Consider the following 16,354-nt stretch of genomic DNA (forward strand, 5'->3'; position numbering starts at 1 on the left):
AGTGCGGCAGCTATACATCCGTTTATGCGCCGCTCGACCACGGGCCGCCGGCCAACGGTGGGTCAGATTGAAAACGAAGGCCTTCGGGATATAATGCGGCCATTCTTTCACCAAGGCTGCCGGTCCACCGCCGAGCTTCGGCGTCAGTCATTTTGTTGACCGTCGTCTTCTGCGGAGCGACAGATGTCGAACGACGATGGACTGAGGAAAGATGCCCACTTTCGCGAGCATACTCGCGATATCGCCGAGCTCGCGCTTGATCTTCTCGACAACACACCCGGCCACATGTGGTCGATGGATACTACCGGCCGGTTCATCTATCGCAACCGGAGCATGGACGCCTACTTCGGCAGCAGCCTGAAAGACCACAGCGCATGGCTTGAACGCATTCACAAAGACGATCAACGTTTTGTGGCGACGACCTGGCGGCGGAGCGTGGAAACGGGCGAGCCGCTTGACAGCGCTCACCGTCTGCGTGGCGCGGACGGTGAGTTTCGCTGGTTTCGCGCATCGGGGAGACCTTCAAGGGACGCCCAGGGCCGCGTCGCCGTCTGGCATGGGCAAACCATCGACATCGAACACCAGAAGAAGGCTGAGGAGAGCCTGCGGGCCCGTTCCGTCGAACTATCCCTGCTGGTCGATATGGTTCCAAGCAATCTATGGCGCCTGACACCCGACGGCACAACGACGCTCGTTAACAGGCGCATGGCCGACTATCTGGGTCTTGACCTGTCAAACGTCAGTGACATTGCATCCGTCATGGACACGATATTCCATCCGGACGACGCCGACGCCGTTTATGCCGAGCTAACCCGCTGCCTTGCGACCGGGGAGCGATTTTCGATGCGATATCGATTGCTTCGAGCGGACGGCGCCTATCGCTGGATGTCTGGCCGCGCGGAGCCCCTGCGCGACCAGGACGGCAACATCGTCCAGTGGTTCGGCCTTTGCCACGACATAGAGGATCAAGTGCAAACAACGGCTGCCTTGCGCCGTTCGGCTGAAAAGCTTGCGCGCGCGACCCAGGCGGCCAATCTTTCGCAGCTTTCCGCCTCGATTGCGCACGAAGTCAACCAGCCGCTGGCGGCGATCGCCGCGGACGCTGACGCGTGCCTGCGCTGGCTTTCGGCCGATCCTCCGAACGTTAATCGAGGCAAGCGTGCGGCAGAGCGAATTACCCTGGACGTCGCGGCGACCGTCGAGGTCATCAGTCGCATGCGCGCCCTTTTCAAACATCAGCCGCAGGAACGGGCGGTCGAGGATGTAAACCGGCTTGTCCATGAGGTTCTTGATCTGATGTCAGATGAAATCGCGGCAACAACGACGCGCATCGACCTGGCCCTGGACCAGCATCTTCCCAGAGTTTCGCTCGATAGGGTCCAGGTCCAGCAGGTCCTGGTAAACTTGATCCGCAACGGCATGCAGGCCATGGACACGACGAACCCACTGCGTTCGCTGAAGATCATGTCCAGCCACGATCACCCCGACACCGTCAGGATCTCGGTTGAGGACACCGGAAGCGGTTTCAAGGATCCCGAGCGCGTGTTCGAACCGTTTTTTACGACGAAAAGCAACGGCATGGGAATGGGTTTGCCGATCTGCCGATCGATCGTTGAAGCCCACGGCGGCCGCCTGTGGGTCGCCAACAACGAGGCGTTAGGCGCAACGGTGGCATTCACTTTGCCTGTCGCCTCGACCGACTAGGGGTGTCAGCCTAAGTCGCCGAGTTTCGGAGCCGGTCGGCCAAGCGGTCTCCGTGAAAAGCGCGTGCGACGATGGAAACGGCAAGGGCCCAGGCGACGATGGTCATGGTGACGCATACGGTTGCCAGGCTTGCGTATCCCGAAGCTGCTATCACTGCGCCGGTAAAGACTGGCCCGGCAGCAAATCCGAGCAGGTAAGCCGACCCCGCTGCTGCCGCCCAGCGCCCGCTCTGGTCCAGTGCTGCGGCCAGGCCAAAAAGATACGGAAGTGAAAAGTAGTAAAGGACGGCGGATAGGATGACGGCGACACTGTAGGCCACCGGGTTCGTCCAGAGGCAAAGGACGAGTGCCACCACGACGTAGCCAAGGCAGAATGCGGAGATCGGGACCGCCCTGCCCCAGCGAACATTCAGTGCCGTGGCCGCGCCGGCGCCGGCAAGCCCGACGACCGTCGACAAGGTGAGAATGTACCCTACCGCGGCCGTGTCCAGACCGATGCGCTCGCCCATCGGTCCGCTGAAGGCAAATAGACCGGCGGAGACCGCGACGTAAAGAACAATGGCAGCAAACAACAGGCTTCCAAGCAGAGGCACAGAAGGTGGCGTCCGGGTGGCGGTCTGCTTCAGAGCTCGAAGATCCGGTATGAGAAGAAGAAACGGAGATAGGCCCAGCGTCAAACCCGCCAACAGCGCAAAAATCCCTCTGTGGCCATAGGCTGCGGTCACCTCGCCGCCTATGCCGAACAGCACCACGCTGCCGATTGCCCAGACGAGCTGGAACAAACCAAAAGTTTTTACCGGATTGCAGCAATGAGACGCGACAAGGCTGAGCGACATGGCATAGAGCGGTCCCTCGCCGATGCCTGCAGCGCCGCGCAACAAGACCAGCGACGTCCATCCATCTGATACGATAGAGGCGGCTTGAGCCGCCACGGTCAATACCAGCGCAGACATCCCGGCACGTCGGTAGGATAGCCGCGGTAGCACTGGCGCAATGAGGATCGCCGATACGGCCAAGGCAAGCAATTCGACCGACGCTACGATACCGGCGTCACGTTCCGACAGTGCAAGACCATCAATCAATCCCGCGACCACGAAGGGCGACATCTGCGGAACGAGGCCACCAATCACCTGACAGGCCGTTGCGCCGATCACAAGTGAAAGCGGATCGCCAGACGCGACAGAGGCTGTTGAAGGATTGGCCATGGCCCGGTTTCCCGACCGATTCCTGTTTGTTGAAAATCACCTTTGCATTTCACAACATGGGCGCCGGCGATTTGCCGACGCCGGTCCCGTATGTCGCACATCAAGTTTGCACGAGCCGTCATTTGCGAGCTTCGGAACGGTCGCCGGCTGCCATTTCTATCATGATCGATGAAGGTGTGGACCGTAAACTTGGCTTATCTCTTCCCTTCAAGCACAAATCCTCGACAGGACGTCAGCCCTGCGATGGGCGGAACATCCGATCGTGCGTGGTCGCACTAGAGACAAGCGCGTCGGGGACGGTGGGCGTTTTGTCGCCGCATCGCCCCCTCCGCAAAGACCTCAAGCGGCGGCCTGAGGATGTTTGGCATTCCAAGTCCTGAAGTCGAGCTTACCCAGCTTGGCGGATCCAAGAGGAACCAGTGCCTGATCATCAACGCGCGTGCCGAAGTACTTGGCGTCCGGGTCGGCAACAACCTTGCGGCTATCGCCGACGGCTGCCAGATACTCGGAAATGAAATCGCTCATGGGCTTCTTTTCAGGGCCAGCGATTTCGATCGTCTGGTTCTCGGGTTTGCCGATCGTCGCTTCTGCAACAAAGGCTGCGACGTCGTCTGCAGCGATTGGCTGGAACGCGCCGGATGAGACACGGACAGTCCTGTCGACCGTTGCCTCGTCGGCTATGCCGCCGAGGAACTCCAGGAACTGCGTCGACCTTACAATGGTGTATGGGACGCCGCCTTTTTTGATCAGGCTCTCCTGCGCGACCTTTGCGCGGAAATAGCCGTTATCGGGCGACCGTTCGATGCCGACGATGGAGAGGGCGACGTGGTGGCTGACACCGGCTGCACGCTCCGCCGCGAGCAGGTTCGAGGTCGATCGTTCGAAGAACGAAAGTACGGCACTCGGTTCGAAGGATGGCGAGTTGCTGACGTCGAGCACCACCTCGGCACCGACCAGCACATCGGCCAACCCCTCGCCCGTCAGCGTATCAACGCCGGTGGACGGCGCCGATTGCACAACGTCATGGCCCTTACTTCTGAGGCGCTCTGCGACCTTAGAGCCGATGCGGCCCGTGCCGCCGATAATAACGATTTTCATGGTTCTGCTCCTTGCAGGCTCGTCGATGGATCACCGCATCCCATTATGAAGAAGGGCTTCACTTTGCGGGCAACACCATCTCAGTTTCGGTGGTATCGAGTACGAAAACGGCCAAGATCTTTGCCGGCTCCCTGTCGCTTGCGTTCGCGCTCACGCGGTGGTGATCACCCGGGACTTCGATCCAGTTCTCGCCGGTCTTGTAGACTTTCACTGCAGCGTCGTTGATCTGGCTCTTGATGCTGCCTTCGATCACCGTCGCATAGATAAAAGCGCTCTTGGGGTGGGTGTGTGACGGGTTGTGCCCGCCGGGGCCGTATTCGACCAGAACGCCGCGCATGCTCTTGCCCGGCACATTCGGAAGCGCGTGGTCGAACACCACTGTGACCTTGGCATTGTAGGGCTCGTCGGAGGCCGCCACCGGTCCGGTGATCAGCGTCGCAAACAGCAAGCCAATCGCTAATCTTCGCATGGATTTCTCCTCCATTCACGTTGTTGGCAACGGGTGGGATCCTATGGCCGGCCTCCGGGGAGAAACAGATATACGTAGGTTTGCCGCAGCGGCGATCTTCTCCCGGCAGATGTCGTGGCCGCGTCCGAACCACCGCGCAACCGCTTCAGCTCTTCGCGCTTTCACGCTGGCTTCGAAAAATGGATCGGATGGCATGAAGCAGGTCCAGCTTGCGTCGCTCGCGCTGGTTTGCAGGCAATTCCGAACTTGCTCCGATCGCCTCGCGTTGCGCCAGGTGAATTGCCAGATCCTCCGCAATTTCCGGACGCTTCGACAAAAGCGGCGCGAACGCTGCCTGATCGACTTCATAGACGGTAAGGCGGGTGACGGCATGGAGGTCGTGCTTCTCCTTCATTCCGGCCAGCAGGCCGTCTTCGCCGAAAAAATCGCCGGGGGCCAGGCGCGCGATTTCCACCCCGCCGCTCTTCATCGCCACTACGCCGTTCTTGATCATCATCAGGCTTTCGAGCGACCTCCCTTCTCTGACAATCTCCGCGCCGGCGGCAAAGCTGCGCGGCGTCGCCGCGGCCGCAAGCGTATCGCGTTCTTCCTGGCTGAGATTGGAGAAAATCGGGATCGCGTCGATCAGGTCCTGCGCCGGTGCGACGGCGTGCTGCGGGTCGGACCTGCCAGGGTTCTGCATGAGCAGGCTCCCGGCAGGCAGAGCCAGTTGCACGCCGTTCGCCCTGCAATGCCGATAGACGAGGTCGATGACTTCGTTGCGCGCCGGGCCGCGCTGCGCCGGACTGGTGACCCTAAACTGGAGTTCGACGGTGATCGCGCTGGCATCAATCCCCACCAGTCCGACAATGGGAGCGGGCTGCTTCACGATCGCATTGCAACTGTCGAGAACAGCTTGCATGACGTCGACGATCATGTGCGGCATGCGCGTCGGAGCCACGCGAACCGAGACAATGATCTGATGGTTCTCGTCCGGCTGGCTGATGTTGGTCAGCCCCACCTTTGCCAGAACACTGTTCGGCAGGACCACGAGATTGTGCGCTGCGGTCAGTAGATGCGTCGAACGCCAGTTGCTTGAGACCACCCGCCCTTCCGTTCCGTCACTGAGGCAGATCCAGTCACCAAGGACATAAGGTCGCCCGAGGGTCAGGGCTATGCCCGAGAACACATCACCCAACGTGCTCTGCAATGCGAGACCGAGAATGATCGCAATGACGCCCGAAGTCGCCAGCAAGCCCCCGATCGGCACGCCGAAGACGAATGCCAGGATCGACAGCAGCACGCCGAGGTAGACGACGGCAACGACCAGATCCTGGATCAATCGTGCTTCTCGCGGTCGGCCATCGAGGACAAGATAAAGCCGGACGAACCCGATCACCGCCCAGGACAGATGAACCCACCAGAGGGTCTTTGCCGCCACGAGCAGTGTCTGCGCACCGTCGAGATCGGTCCGGTCGTAGCGAAACGGATTGAGGTCGCTGTGGGCGAGCGCCGCTGTCATCGACGCGAAGAAGGCGATCTGCACGATCAGCCGCGCCGTGGGGCGCGCCCTGCCCTGCAGATACCAGACGACAATTCCGGCAATGCCCAGAACACAAACGAGGGCGCGGAAAAATTGCATTTTCTGGTCCATTTCCACTCCCCTGGTGAGCCCTACGCGCCCTTCAACCGAGTAGCGAAGAGGCCTATGGAGGAAAACGCCGCCGTTCTACGGACAAAGACAGGATTGCTGCTGACGATGCCGGCTGGACGACAGCTCTCCCTCCGCTACAGCCGGCGGGCGGCAACTTCGTCTGACAAGGACAAGCGCGAGCCTGACGCCCTTGTTGCCATGCAACGCAAAACCATCGGCCATTCTCTGCTCTGGGCCGGAGAGCAAGACGGACCGATGGTTCCTGCGAGGCTGGCGCTTAGTTGGAAACGTCAGTAGTCCCAGAACACCGGAACCCACCGGAAGCGATCGCCATCGATCGCCACATGCCCAACGGACGGGAAAGGCAGGTGCGTGGCCACCAGCGACGATCCTGTCTCGGCCAGTTCCTTCATGAGACGCACCCGAACGCGAGCCGCCTCCTCGGGGTCGTGTTCAAAGCCGTTGTACCAGTCGGGGTGGTCGAAGGCGACCGCGAACAGGGCGTCGCCGGCAAACATCAGCCTGTCGCCTCCCGAGGCCACGCGGACCACGCAGTGCCCGGGCGTATGGCCGCCGGTGCGCTCAGCAACCACGCCCGGCGCGACCTCGCACTCGTCCTTAAACGGTCGAAGATGATTGCGGTACTCGTTCGCAAAGCGCTTGGCAGTTGCCCTCAACGCATCCGGGAAGCCCTGCGGCATGACCGCATGGGAGAAATCAGGCGCCTCCCAGAATTTGATCTCGGCGGCGGCGACATGGATCCGCAAGTCCGGACGCAATTGCTCCTTCACGCCATCAACGAGCAATCCGCCGATATGGTCCATGTGCATGTGCGTGAGAACCACATCGGTCACGGACCCAAGATCGATGCCTGCAGCCGTCAGCCGCCTGATCAATTGGCCTGCTCGCGGCAGGTTCAGGTCCGGATCCAGGCCAAGCCCGGCGTCGATGAGAATGGTCTGTGCGCCGCTTCGCACCACGACCACGTTCAGCGACCAGTCGAAGGCATCGGTTGGCAGGAACATGCCGTCGAGCCAGGCTGCCCGATCGGCGGCGTCTGCATTATGTCCCAACATCGTGGTTGGCAATGGCAGCACGCCATCACTGACCACCAGCAGCTCAATGTCACCGACCCGCACGGCATAGCGCGATGGGACCAGCTCTTCCGGAGCCGATCTGCCGGGCGGGGCAGGCTCCAAGGTCGTGTTCGTAAGAGATCTTGCTTCTAGCGGCGACATGACGCCCTCCTGTTTGCCTGATCGAAGAATGCTTTTTCACAGTTCACGGCCTGGACTCTAGGTTCGAGCGATATCGAGGGTCGAGCTATACCTCGGTTTAGGTCGGCCCGTTCGGTCAACGGTCGGCGAATGTCTGGCGTGCTTTGGCGCGCCGGGCCAATCCGACCTTGATGGCCACGAGCATGGGCGCAGCGATGACGAAGAGCAGTGCCACGGCATTGAACGCCGTGTCGAAGGCGATCACGATGGACTGCCCGGCAACGGTCCGGCCGAGAAGCGCCATCGCGGCCCGGCTGGCGGGAACGGCTTCCATGCCTCGCGCCGCCAGCATGGCGGTCGTTGCGGCCAGTCGTTCGATGACGGCCTGACCTCCCGCATTGACGCTCGCGCCCAGGACCGCGACATTTGCAGCGACGTTGTGGTCGATAAGCGTCTGAAGCCCGGCAACGCCAACAAGGCCGCCGAGCTGGCGACCGGTGTTGAACAGCCCGATCCCGGAGGCGAGGTTTCGTTTGTCGAGATTGGTAAAGGCAATCAGCGTGATCGACAGGAACAGGAAACCGAGGCCAAGGCCGCGAAAGAGGATCGCGGCCATCATGTCGGCGGCACCGCTTTCACTCGTCGAACCGGACAGCATCCACATGGCCAGCATGATCAGCAGGATACCGAAGGGAACGGTTGCGAATGGAGGAAGCCGACGGACCTGCATGAGGAAGGCAGCCAGGATGAGGGCCCCGACGAAGAGAGCGCCGCTTGGCAGGAGCAGCAGGCCGGCATCGGTCGGCGTGAAGGCCAGAACGGATACGGCGAAGGACGGGATCAGCAACGCGCTGCCAAAAAGTGCCGCGCCGGCGACGAAACTGACGATGAAGGCGAAGGCGAAGTCGTCGGATCTGAACAGGGTAAAGTCGAGGAGACCGGTGCCCTTGCGCAGCACCTGCTGCCCGAGAAACAGGAACAGCGAAGCCATCCCTGCAACCGAGAGCCAAAGGATGCGCGGCTCTTCGAACCAGTCCCAGCGGCTTCCCTGGCTGAAGACATAGCTGAAGCAGAAAAGCGCGACCGAAACCAGTGACAGCCCAACCCAGTCAAGGGGACGGTGCCTCGTCGTGGCGGGCGCCGGATCATCGACCATCAAGAGAAGTCCGGCGGCGCCGAGAGACAGAACAACATTGCAGTAGAAGATCCAGGTCCAGGACTGGCTGTCGAGCAGCCACCCCTGAAGCGCGGGGGCGAGCGTAGCGGGTGCGACCACCGCGCCCATGGCAAAAAGCGCCTGAAGGATTGGCTGAAGGGCGCTCCGAAAGGCAAAGAAGATGGTGGTCTGCCCCGCAACGAGAAGGACGCCGCCGGCAAGCCCCTGAATGACCCGCAGCGCAATCAGGAGATTGAGCGACGTCGTCGCGCACGCCATTCCGGATGCGATCCCCATGATGAGCGTCGATCCGATGATGAGACTGAGCGGCCGGATGCGGTTCAGCATCGAAGCGGCGACCATGAAGCCGATGAGCTTGAAGGCGGTGTAGCCGACGTCGAGCCAGGCGAATTCGTCGGGCGTGGCATAGATGTCGCCGATGATGTCGCCGCGGCCGAGCGAAAGAACGGTGCTGGCAATCGCCTCCGTCAACGCCGCGAGCACGATGCCGGCGACAAGCAACATGTCTGATGCAGACGCCTCGCGATTTACCGTGGCGGGCAGGTGCGTGGTCATGACCCTCTCCCGAGATCCACGTCGACCCTTGCGGACAGTCCCGGTACGAGACGTCCAGTCAAGGGGCTGCGGGCAAATCGGATCTTGACCGGCACCCGCTGGACGACGCGAACGAAGTTGCCGGTTGCATTGTCCGACGGCAGCAGGCTGAAGGCTGAACCGCTCCCGGGCGCAAAGCTGTCAACCGTGCCTTCAAGGACTTGCCCCGGATACCCGTCGATCCGGATCCGCACGCGCTGACCCGGCTGGATGTGCTCGAGTTGCGTTTCCTTGAAATTGGCGACAACCCACACGTCGTCGACCGGAACGATGTCGAGCAGGGAAGTGCCGGGGACGACGAAACGGCCGACACGAACCTGACGGTTGCCGATGACCCCACCAACCGGGGCACGCACGACCGTGCTTTCGAGGTCGATCTGGGAAAGGTCGCGCGCAGCTTCGGCCTGGGCCACGGCTGCGACGGCGGCCTCACGCTGTGCCGCAAGGACGGCAATGCGTTGCTTCTGCGCTTCGATCGTTGCTGAGGCCGCAGATACGCCTGCCTGCGTTTTCGACCGCGCCGCATCACTTTCGTCGACATGCGCCTGACTGATGGTATTGCTGCGGATCAGTTCGCGCCGGCGTTCATATGCCTTGGCGGCGAGATTCATCTCTGCGACGGCCGACAGCTTCTGGGCTTCGGCCTGGCGAATAAGGGCGTGCTGAAGCTCTGTCTCGGCATCGACATTGACGAGCCGGGCCTTGGCAGCTTCGACATTGGCTGCAGCCTGCGCGAAACGAGCCCGATAGTCCCTGTCATCGATCCGGAAAAGCACATCGCCCGCCCGAACACTCTGATTGTCCTGAACCTCGACGGCTACGACATAGCCGGCGATCTTCGGCGCCAATGACGTCACGTCCCCACGAACATAAGCGTTGTCCGTCGACACTTGGTCGCCTGGACGGGCCCACGCCCAGCCGCCGGCGATGGCTACCGCAGCGCCCAGGCACAGCAACATGCCAATCTTCTTTCGTTTGCTGGATCGCTTTTCGGCGGCGCCGCTCGAGGCGCTTCCCGTGGCGGTGGCAATCCTGTCCTCGATCGTGTCCATTGTCTTGGTTCCCGTTGATTTTCGTCGGCTGCGGCGCCAGGGCAGGGAGAATGTCAGAGCCTCCGCCACCTTGCGGATATTGATGCTTGCGACTTCAGACCCCGGCCTGTGTGCCGACCCAATCCTCGAAGCGGATTGCGCCGAGCCGCGGGTTATTGCCGGGGGTCAGCGATCGGTCATCGAGCAACGCGCCGAAATAGCGAGCGTGAACGTCGGGAACGACCTTTCGGTCATCCTTTGTTGCCCGCAAAAATTGCCTGACGACCTCATCGAGCGGAATGGCTTCCGGTCCGGCGACTTCGATCGTGCCGTTGACCGGCGCTGCGAGCGCGATATCGGCAAGCGCCGCGGCAACGTCGTCGGAAGCGATGGGCTGGAACAATGCAGGGGAAAGCCGAACCTCGCCGTCGACGGTCGCCGACTGCGCAATACCGCCGACGAACTCAAAAAACTGCGTGGCCCGCAGGATGGTATAGGGAATACCGGATGCCTTGATGAGGCTTTCCTGCGCGATCTTCGCTCGAAAATAGCCGTTGTCGGGCAACCGCTCGCTGCCGACAATCGACAGCGCGATGTGGTGGCGAACGCCGGCTGCAGCTTCCGCTGCCAAAAGATTGCGCCCCGACGTCTCAAAGAATTCGAGAACAGCCTCGTCGTCCCAAACCGGCGCGTTGGCGACATCGACGACGACATCTGCCCGATCCATCGCTGCAGCCAGACCTTCGCGCGTAATCGTGTTGACGCCAGTATTTGGTGCGGCAGCGAGCACGTCGTGTCCGCGCTCGCGCAGGCTCTTCACAAGTTTCGATCCGATAAGGCCGGTGCCTCCGATGACGACGATCTTCATGGGTTCACTCTGCTTTTCTCGACCGCACCATTGCTGTCGATCTGCGCTGAGAGTGCCCCTATGCTCAAGGGAAGTCCTTGGGCCTGTCTTGAATTACCCTTGTGGATAGCTTGATTGTCCGTCCAAGCGATTGTGTGATCGTGGCGGGATGTTCTAACGACGCAATGGCGTGTTGGTTATCCGCGGATGGCAATCGCCAGCCGGGGAAGTCGTCCAGGAGACCTCAAGGTGCAATTCAAGTTCGCAGATTATCTGCTCGATCCGGAACGCCGTGAATTGACGCTCAACGGGCAGGTTGTCGCCGTCGGTCCGCAGGTCTTCGACCTGTTGGTGCATCTCATCGAAAATCGAGAAAGGGTCGTCGGCAAGGATGATCTGCTGCTCGCCGTCTGGGGCGGTCGGATCGTGTCGGAATCGACGATCACCAGCCACATAAACGCAGTTCGCAAGGCGATCGGCGACAACGGCGAAGACCAGCATCTGGTGCGCACCATCCCCCGCAAAGGCTTCCGCTTCGTCGGCGATGTCAACCTTGTCGACGTTGGAAACGAGGCCCCTGCGCGAGGTTTGAGCGTCGCCGATCACAATAATGGAGAGGCACGCGTGCCGGCGCCGGCGCTCCCCTTGCCCGAAAAACCCTCGATAACCGTCTTGCCTTTTCAGAACCTCAGCGGCGATCCGGAGCAGGAGTATTTTACGGACGGGGTGGTGGAGGACATCATCACCGCACTCTCGCGCATTCGGTGGCTGTTCGTCATCGCACGCAATTCGAGCTTCACCTACAAGGACCGGACCGTGGAGGCGGCCGAGGTCGGTCGCGAACTTGGCGTGCGTTACGTACTGGAAGGGAGCGTGCGCAAATCGGGAAACAAGGTCCGCATCACCGGCCAGCTCGTCGACGCGACGACCGGAGCGCATCTCTGGGCCGAGCGCTTCGAAGGCACGTTCGACGACATCTTCGAGCTGCAGGATGGGATAGCCGAAAGCGTCGTCGGCGCGATCGCGCCGCAACTCGAACGGATCGAGATCGAACGCGCCAAGCGCAAGCCGACCGAAAGCCTCGACGCCTACGACTACTATCTTCGCGGCATGGCAAAACTGCACAGCGGCACCCGAGAGGCGCTCGAGGCGGCACTACCTCTCTTTTACAAGTCGATTGCGCTCGACGATGAATTCGCCGCAGCCTATGGCGGCGCCGCCTGGTGCTTCTTCTGGCGCAAGCTCAACGGCTGGATGGTCGACCGCACGGCAGAGATCGCGGAAGGCACACGACTGGCGCGGCTCGCGGTCGAGCTTGGCCGGGACGACGCCGTGGCGCTCACGAGAGGCGGGCATGCGCTCGGCCATCTCGCCGACGATCTCGACGCCGGCATCGCTTTGATCGACAGGGCCCGGCTGCTCAATCCGAATTTCGCACTCGCGTGGTTTTTGGGCGGTGTGCTGCGCGTCTTTCGGGGAGAGACGGAGAGCGCGATCAAGGATCTGACCCATGCCGTTCGCCTGAGCCCACTCGATCCGGAGATGTTCCGAATGCAGACGGGAACGGCGATCGCCCATTTCTTTTCCGGAAATTACGACGATGCGGTGGTCTGGGCCGAGAAGGCACTTGCGAACCTGCCGAGCCTGCTGGCCGCGGTCGCACTTGCCGCAGCCAGCCATGCGCTTGCCGGTCGTCCCGACGAGGCAAGGCGGTACATGGAGCGCCTGCGGCAGCTTGATCCGGCCTTGTGCATATCCAATCTCCGCGATTGGCTGCCGATCCATCGACCAGACGATTTCAAGCGGTTTGCCGAGGGATTGCGGCTTGCAGGCTTGCCGGAGTGACCATGGCCGCTCGCGGCGCGCAATGGACGAGCGCGCGCCGTGCAATTGTCCAGCGCCTGGACCACCACAGGCTCTGGGGCGTGGGTTCGGCACGGCAACTGTGACGAGTCGCTAGCGTGCACGCATTCGCCGCTCTACGATATTCATCTGGAGTTCGTGGCAGGACGCCTGTCGCCCAAGGAGCAAAAGCAGTCTCCGCTCTTCGGCTTCGCAGATGCCCGCGCGCCGGCAGTATTCCGATACGTCCAGCAGTGGCTGCGCACCGGACAGGGCGATCAAGTTAACCTCTTTGGCTGTCATGGAGTGCAATCCGCCTGCGGGTGCGCCAATCATCGCGTTCGCGATGTCTCGGGCCGAGCAACGGCCGCCTGCGCATACCGGACCTAGCCTAGGCAATTGACTGGACCGCTGAAACTATACGCAGGTTTGGGGAGACCCACTCCACCCACCGCTGACCGGGGCAAAGCGCGCGCGTGGCGCGCTGATTGAGGCGCATGGACTCGCTTCACGGGCCCGGGTGCGGGCAGCGGCCCATACTCAGGTGTAGCTCGACCGCCCAGAAACTCGAACCTAGACTTCGCGACGTAACCTTGACCCACATATTTCAACCACGACGACAGGAGCACATCATGTCGAATGCTCAAACGAGTTCCCGAAAGATTATCCTGCAGGAAAGACCCGCACCGGATGAGCTGGTTCCTTCACGCTATGCGGTACGGGTTGGGGACATCGACGTCTTGATCATTAGCGATGGCATCTTGACCCCGCCGGCCGAGTCGATGGCCACCAATGCCGACCCCGAGGTGCGAGGCGCCTGGCTGGACGAGAGGTTTCTTTCAAAGGTTGCCTTCGATTGGGCGCTGAACGCCGTTGTCGTACGCAGCGGCGACCAGACGATCCTCATCGACAGCGGCCTGGGCGAGGAGTATCCCGATTTCCCGCGGGCCGGACAGTTTGTCCATCGATTGGAGGCCGCCGGCGTTGATCTCGCGGCCGTGACCGACGTGGTGCTGACGCACATGCACTTTGATCATGTCGGCGGGCTCCTCGTCGAAGGCGTCAAGGAACGGATGCGCCCGGATCTTCGCGTCCATGTGTGCGCCGCCGAGACCAAGTTCTGGCAGGCGCCCGACTTCTCGCTTACCGCCATGCCACCGGCGCTCGCGGATCTCGCGCGCAAAGCGTCCCTTGAGTTTCTGAATGCGTATCGCAGCCATCTGCGGACTTTTGACCAGCAGGCGCAAGTGGCGCCGGGAGTGGTGGTCACCCGTACCGGTGGTCACACCCCCGGGCACAGCGTGGTGCGCATTTCGTCCGGCGACGAGCGGCTGATGTTCGGCGGCGACGCCCTGTTCCCCGTCTCCTTCGACCACCCCGAGTGGCACAACGGCTTCGAACACGATCCCGACGAAGCGACCCGCGTTCGACTGCGGCTCATGAAAGAACTTGCAGAGACCGGTTCCTGGCTGGTTTCCACACACATGCCGTTCCCATCGGTCGGCCGTGTAGCGACCGCCGGCGACCTTTACCGCTGGGTTCCGGCCTGGTGGGACTACTGACGGAAGGCTTCCGTTGGGAACGAACCGGACGACTGCTCTAATTCGAACAACCGGTCGATTGCTGCTCACGGCGCGCCGTGAGGCATCAATCGGCCGTTGGTTGGATTGCAAGGTCGGCACAAGACCACGGTCCCCCCTGAACGGGCCTTCGCGTCGATGGCTGCAATAGCAGCAAGGAGATCAAACTTGCCGCATAGCGTACTCGATAATCCCGAAAATTGCCGCTTCGAACTCTCCATCGACGCGGATGCGATTGCAGCCGCCTACTATCGCATGGAGGCAGACGTGCTGGTGCTGATCCACACGGAGGTGCCGTTCGAATTCTCCAGAGCAGGATTTGCCACGAAGCGGGCGAACGGCGTCTTTGCCATCTTGCGCGAGCGGCAACAGAAGGTCGCGCCCCGATGCGTGTTCATGGCCAACTATGCCGTTCATCATCCGGAATACAGTGACCTGATCTGCTGATCGCCAAGCAGATCAGGCCGGACCGCAAACACCGGCGTATTGGGCAAAACATCTCGGGGTTCGCACTCTCACCGAGCCTGCCCCTCCTGGAACGCTCGTATGCCTCTCTCGCGGTCACATCAGAGCGTATGTTGAAGGCCATGGGACTAGAGCTGAAAACTGAAGCGCGCGATCAGATTTTGCACTGGCTCGCGACCGGGATCCGCGACGAGCCCTTGGCAGAGAAGGTTTTTGTCGAGCTCTGCGGTCGGCTCGTGCGCTGCGGCGTCGCGCTGAGCAGAGCAACGCTTCATCTGCGCGTGCACCATCCGCAATGGCTGGGTACGCGCATGACCTGGGTGCGCGGACAATCGACCGCCAACATCCAGACCATCGCTTATGACGTCGAGGCAACCGTCGCCTTCCTTCGCAGCCCCTTTCAACTGGCGATCGTCAGCGGGCTGCGGGTTCGGCAGAATTTGCAGATCGTCGGTCCACATCATTTTGCGGTCTACGAAGAACTGAAGCACGCCGGCCACACGGACTACGCCGCGTGGCCTCTCGATCATACGCAGGGCCGCCGCCACCTCCTCACCTTTGCGACGGACCGGCATGGTGGCTTTTGCGCAGAGGAACTGGAACTGTTCGACGCGCTTTTGCCCTGGCTGTCCCTCGTCACCGAAATCCGCGTCAAGAGCCAGCTGGCTCGCACGTTACTGGACACCTATGTCGGTTCACATGCCTCTGCAGAAGTGTTGCGTGGCGCAACCAGACGAGGGACGGGCGCCACGATCAATGCAGCAATTCTCGTCTGTGATCTGAGGGACTTCACCCATCTCTCCGACCGATTGCCGCGTGACGAGCTGATCGAAATCTTGAACGGCTTCTTCGACGCTGTCGGAGAGCCGATCGAACAGCATGGCGGAGAAATCCTGAAGTTCATCGGAGACGGTCTGCTTGCCGTTTTTCCCATGGACCGGCCGCAGGCCTGCATGCACCTCATCGCGGCGGTCCAGGAGGGGTATCAGGCGGCATCCCGGCTTTGGCCGCAGGACGACCGAATACGCTTCGGCATGGGCGTCCACCTCGGCAAGGTCAATTATGGCAACATCGGTTCAAGACACCGTCTCGACTTCACCGTGATCGGGTCAGCTGTCAACAGGGCCTTCAAGCTCGAGGCGCTGACCAAACGCCTGCGCCGTCCCGTCCTTCTTTCGGGAGAATTCGTGGACGCGGCAGCCTGCCACGAGCAGACCGAACACCTCGGGCGACACGTGCTCGAGGGCATAGCAACTGCCGTTGAGGTCCATGCCCTGCGACTTTAAAGTCCCGAGACATCGCGTTGACGTTCAAGCCCTTGAACGGCCGCGAATGGTCGCCGAAACCAAGGTATACCTTTCCCGCCATGCGCCAGCTGCTAGCGTCTTCACGTCGCATGCCGGCCGTTACTCCCGGAGAAACAGGGTCCCGCAGGGCGTCGAAACGGTCCTCCGTTAACGACGGCGCCCACCGCAGGACCGCGCTTCGAGAGC

General features: G+C 61.5%; 14 protein-coding genes. 5 read left to right on the forward strand and 9 right to left on the reverse strand.

Translation table 11 applies throughout. The annotated features are described in order from the left end of the window. The first annotated feature begins 183 nt into the window (after positions 1-183). Positions 184-1,704, forward strand: a complete 1,521-nt coding sequence (locus ASD63_RS12930) for a PAS domain-containing sensor histidine kinase (RefSeq protein ID WP_060529453.1) — start codon at positions 184-186, stop codon at positions 1,702-1,704. Positions 1,705-1,714: 10 nt separating this feature from the next. Here the strand turns inward: ASD63_RS12930 and ASD63_RS12935 are convergent, their stop codons facing one another. The 8 genes from ASD63_RS12935 to ASD63_RS12975 form a co-directional block, all read right to left on the reverse strand. Beyond that, positions 1,715-2,908 carry an MFS transporter gene (locus ASD63_RS12935; protein WP_060529454.1) on the reverse strand — a complete coding sequence of 398 codons (1,194 nt, stop codon included), beginning with the start codon at positions 2,906-2,908 and terminating at the stop codon, positions 1,715-1,717. Positions 2,909-3,247: 339 nt separating this feature from the next. Continuing rightward, on the reverse strand, positions 3,248-4,006 hold the full coding sequence (locus ASD63_RS12940) for an SDR family oxidoreductase (RefSeq protein ID WP_034791816.1): 759 nt from the start codon (positions 4,004-4,006) through the stop codon (positions 3,248-3,250). 58 nt (positions 4,007-4,064) lie between these two features. Further along, complete coding sequence (locus tag ASD63_RS12945; protein WP_060529455.1) at positions 4,065-4,475, reverse strand: cupin domain-containing protein; 411 nt, start codon at positions 4,473-4,475, stop codon at positions 4,065-4,067. 145 nt (positions 4,476-4,620) lie between these two features. Continuing rightward, positions 4,621-6,108 carry a mechanosensitive ion channel family protein gene (locus ASD63_RS12950; RefSeq protein ID WP_060529456.1) on the reverse strand — a complete coding sequence of 496 codons (1,488 nt, stop codon included), beginning with the start codon at positions 6,106-6,108 and terminating at the stop codon, positions 4,621-4,623. 290 nt (positions 6,109-6,398) lie between these two features. Continuing rightward, complete coding sequence (locus ASD63_RS12960; RefSeq protein ID WP_060529458.1) at positions 6,399-7,346, reverse strand: MBL fold metallo-hydrolase; 948 nt, start codon at positions 7,344-7,346, stop codon at positions 6,399-6,401. Positions 7,347-7,461: 115 nt separating this feature from the next. Then, a complete protein-coding gene (locus ASD63_RS12965) occupies positions 7,462-9,057 on the reverse strand; it encodes an MFS transporter (protein ID WP_060529459.1) in 1,596 nt (531 codons plus the stop codon). Continuing rightward, complete coding sequence (locus tag ASD63_RS12970; protein WP_060529460.1) at positions 9,054-10,148, reverse strand: HlyD family secretion protein; 1,095 nt, start codon at positions 10,146-10,148, stop codon at positions 9,054-9,056. The genes ASD63_RS12965 and ASD63_RS12970 overlap by 4 nt, the downstream gene beginning before the upstream one ends. Positions 10,149-10,242: 94 nt before the next feature. Beyond that, positions 10,243-10,995: an SDR family oxidoreductase gene (locus tag ASD63_RS12975; protein ID WP_060529461.1), complete on the reverse strand. Its 753-nt coding sequence runs from the start codon at positions 10,993-10,995 to the stop codon at positions 10,243-10,245. 228 nt (positions 10,996-11,223) lie between these two features. Here ASD63_RS12975 and ASD63_RS12980 point away from each other — a divergent pair, with 228 nt between their 5' ends. Further along, the gene (locus ASD63_RS12980; RefSeq protein ID WP_060529462.1) at positions 11,224-12,819 is read left to right on the forward strand and encodes a winged helix-turn-helix domain-containing tetratricopeptide repeat protein; all 1,596 of its coding nucleotides are present in this window, start codon (positions 11,224-11,226) and stop codon (positions 12,817-12,819) included. 111 nt (positions 12,820-12,930) lie between these two features. Here the strand turns inward: ASD63_RS12980 and ASD63_RS36130 are convergent, their stop codons facing one another. Then, a complete protein-coding gene (locus tag ASD63_RS36130; RefSeq protein WP_060529463.1) occupies positions 12,931-13,119 on the reverse strand; it encodes a hypothetical protein in 189 nt (62 codons plus the stop codon). Positions 13,120-13,448: 329 nt separating this feature from the next. Here ASD63_RS36130 and ASD63_RS12990 point away from each other — a divergent pair, with 329 nt between their 5' ends. The 3 genes from ASD63_RS12990 to ASD63_RS13000 all read left to right on the forward strand — a co-directional run bounded on the left by ASD63_RS12990 (position 13,449) and on the right by ASD63_RS13000 (position 16,147). Further along, positions 13,449-14,378, forward strand: coding sequence for an MBL fold metallo-hydrolase (locus ASD63_RS12990; RefSeq protein ID WP_051659230.1), 930 nt, complete (start codon positions 13,449-13,451; stop codon positions 14,376-14,378). A gap of 186 nt (positions 14,379-14,564) precedes the next feature. After that, entirely contained in the window at positions 14,565-14,843 is a 279-nt protein-coding gene (locus ASD63_RS12995; RefSeq protein WP_034791799.1) for an N-acetyltransferase, read from the forward strand. Between the two features lie 140 nt (positions 14,844-14,983). Further along, positions 14,984-16,147 carry an adenylate/guanylate cyclase domain-containing protein gene (locus ASD63_RS13000; protein WP_244497241.1) on the forward strand — a complete coding sequence of 388 codons (1,164 nt, stop codon included), beginning with the start codon at positions 14,984-14,986 and terminating at the stop codon, positions 16,145-16,147. Positions 16,148-16,354: the final 207 nt, after the last annotated feature.

The organism is Ensifer sp. Root558 (assembly GCF_001427045.1).
GTDB lineage: Bacteria > Pseudomonadota > Alphaproteobacteria > Rhizobiales > Rhizobiaceae > Ensifer > Ensifer adhaerens.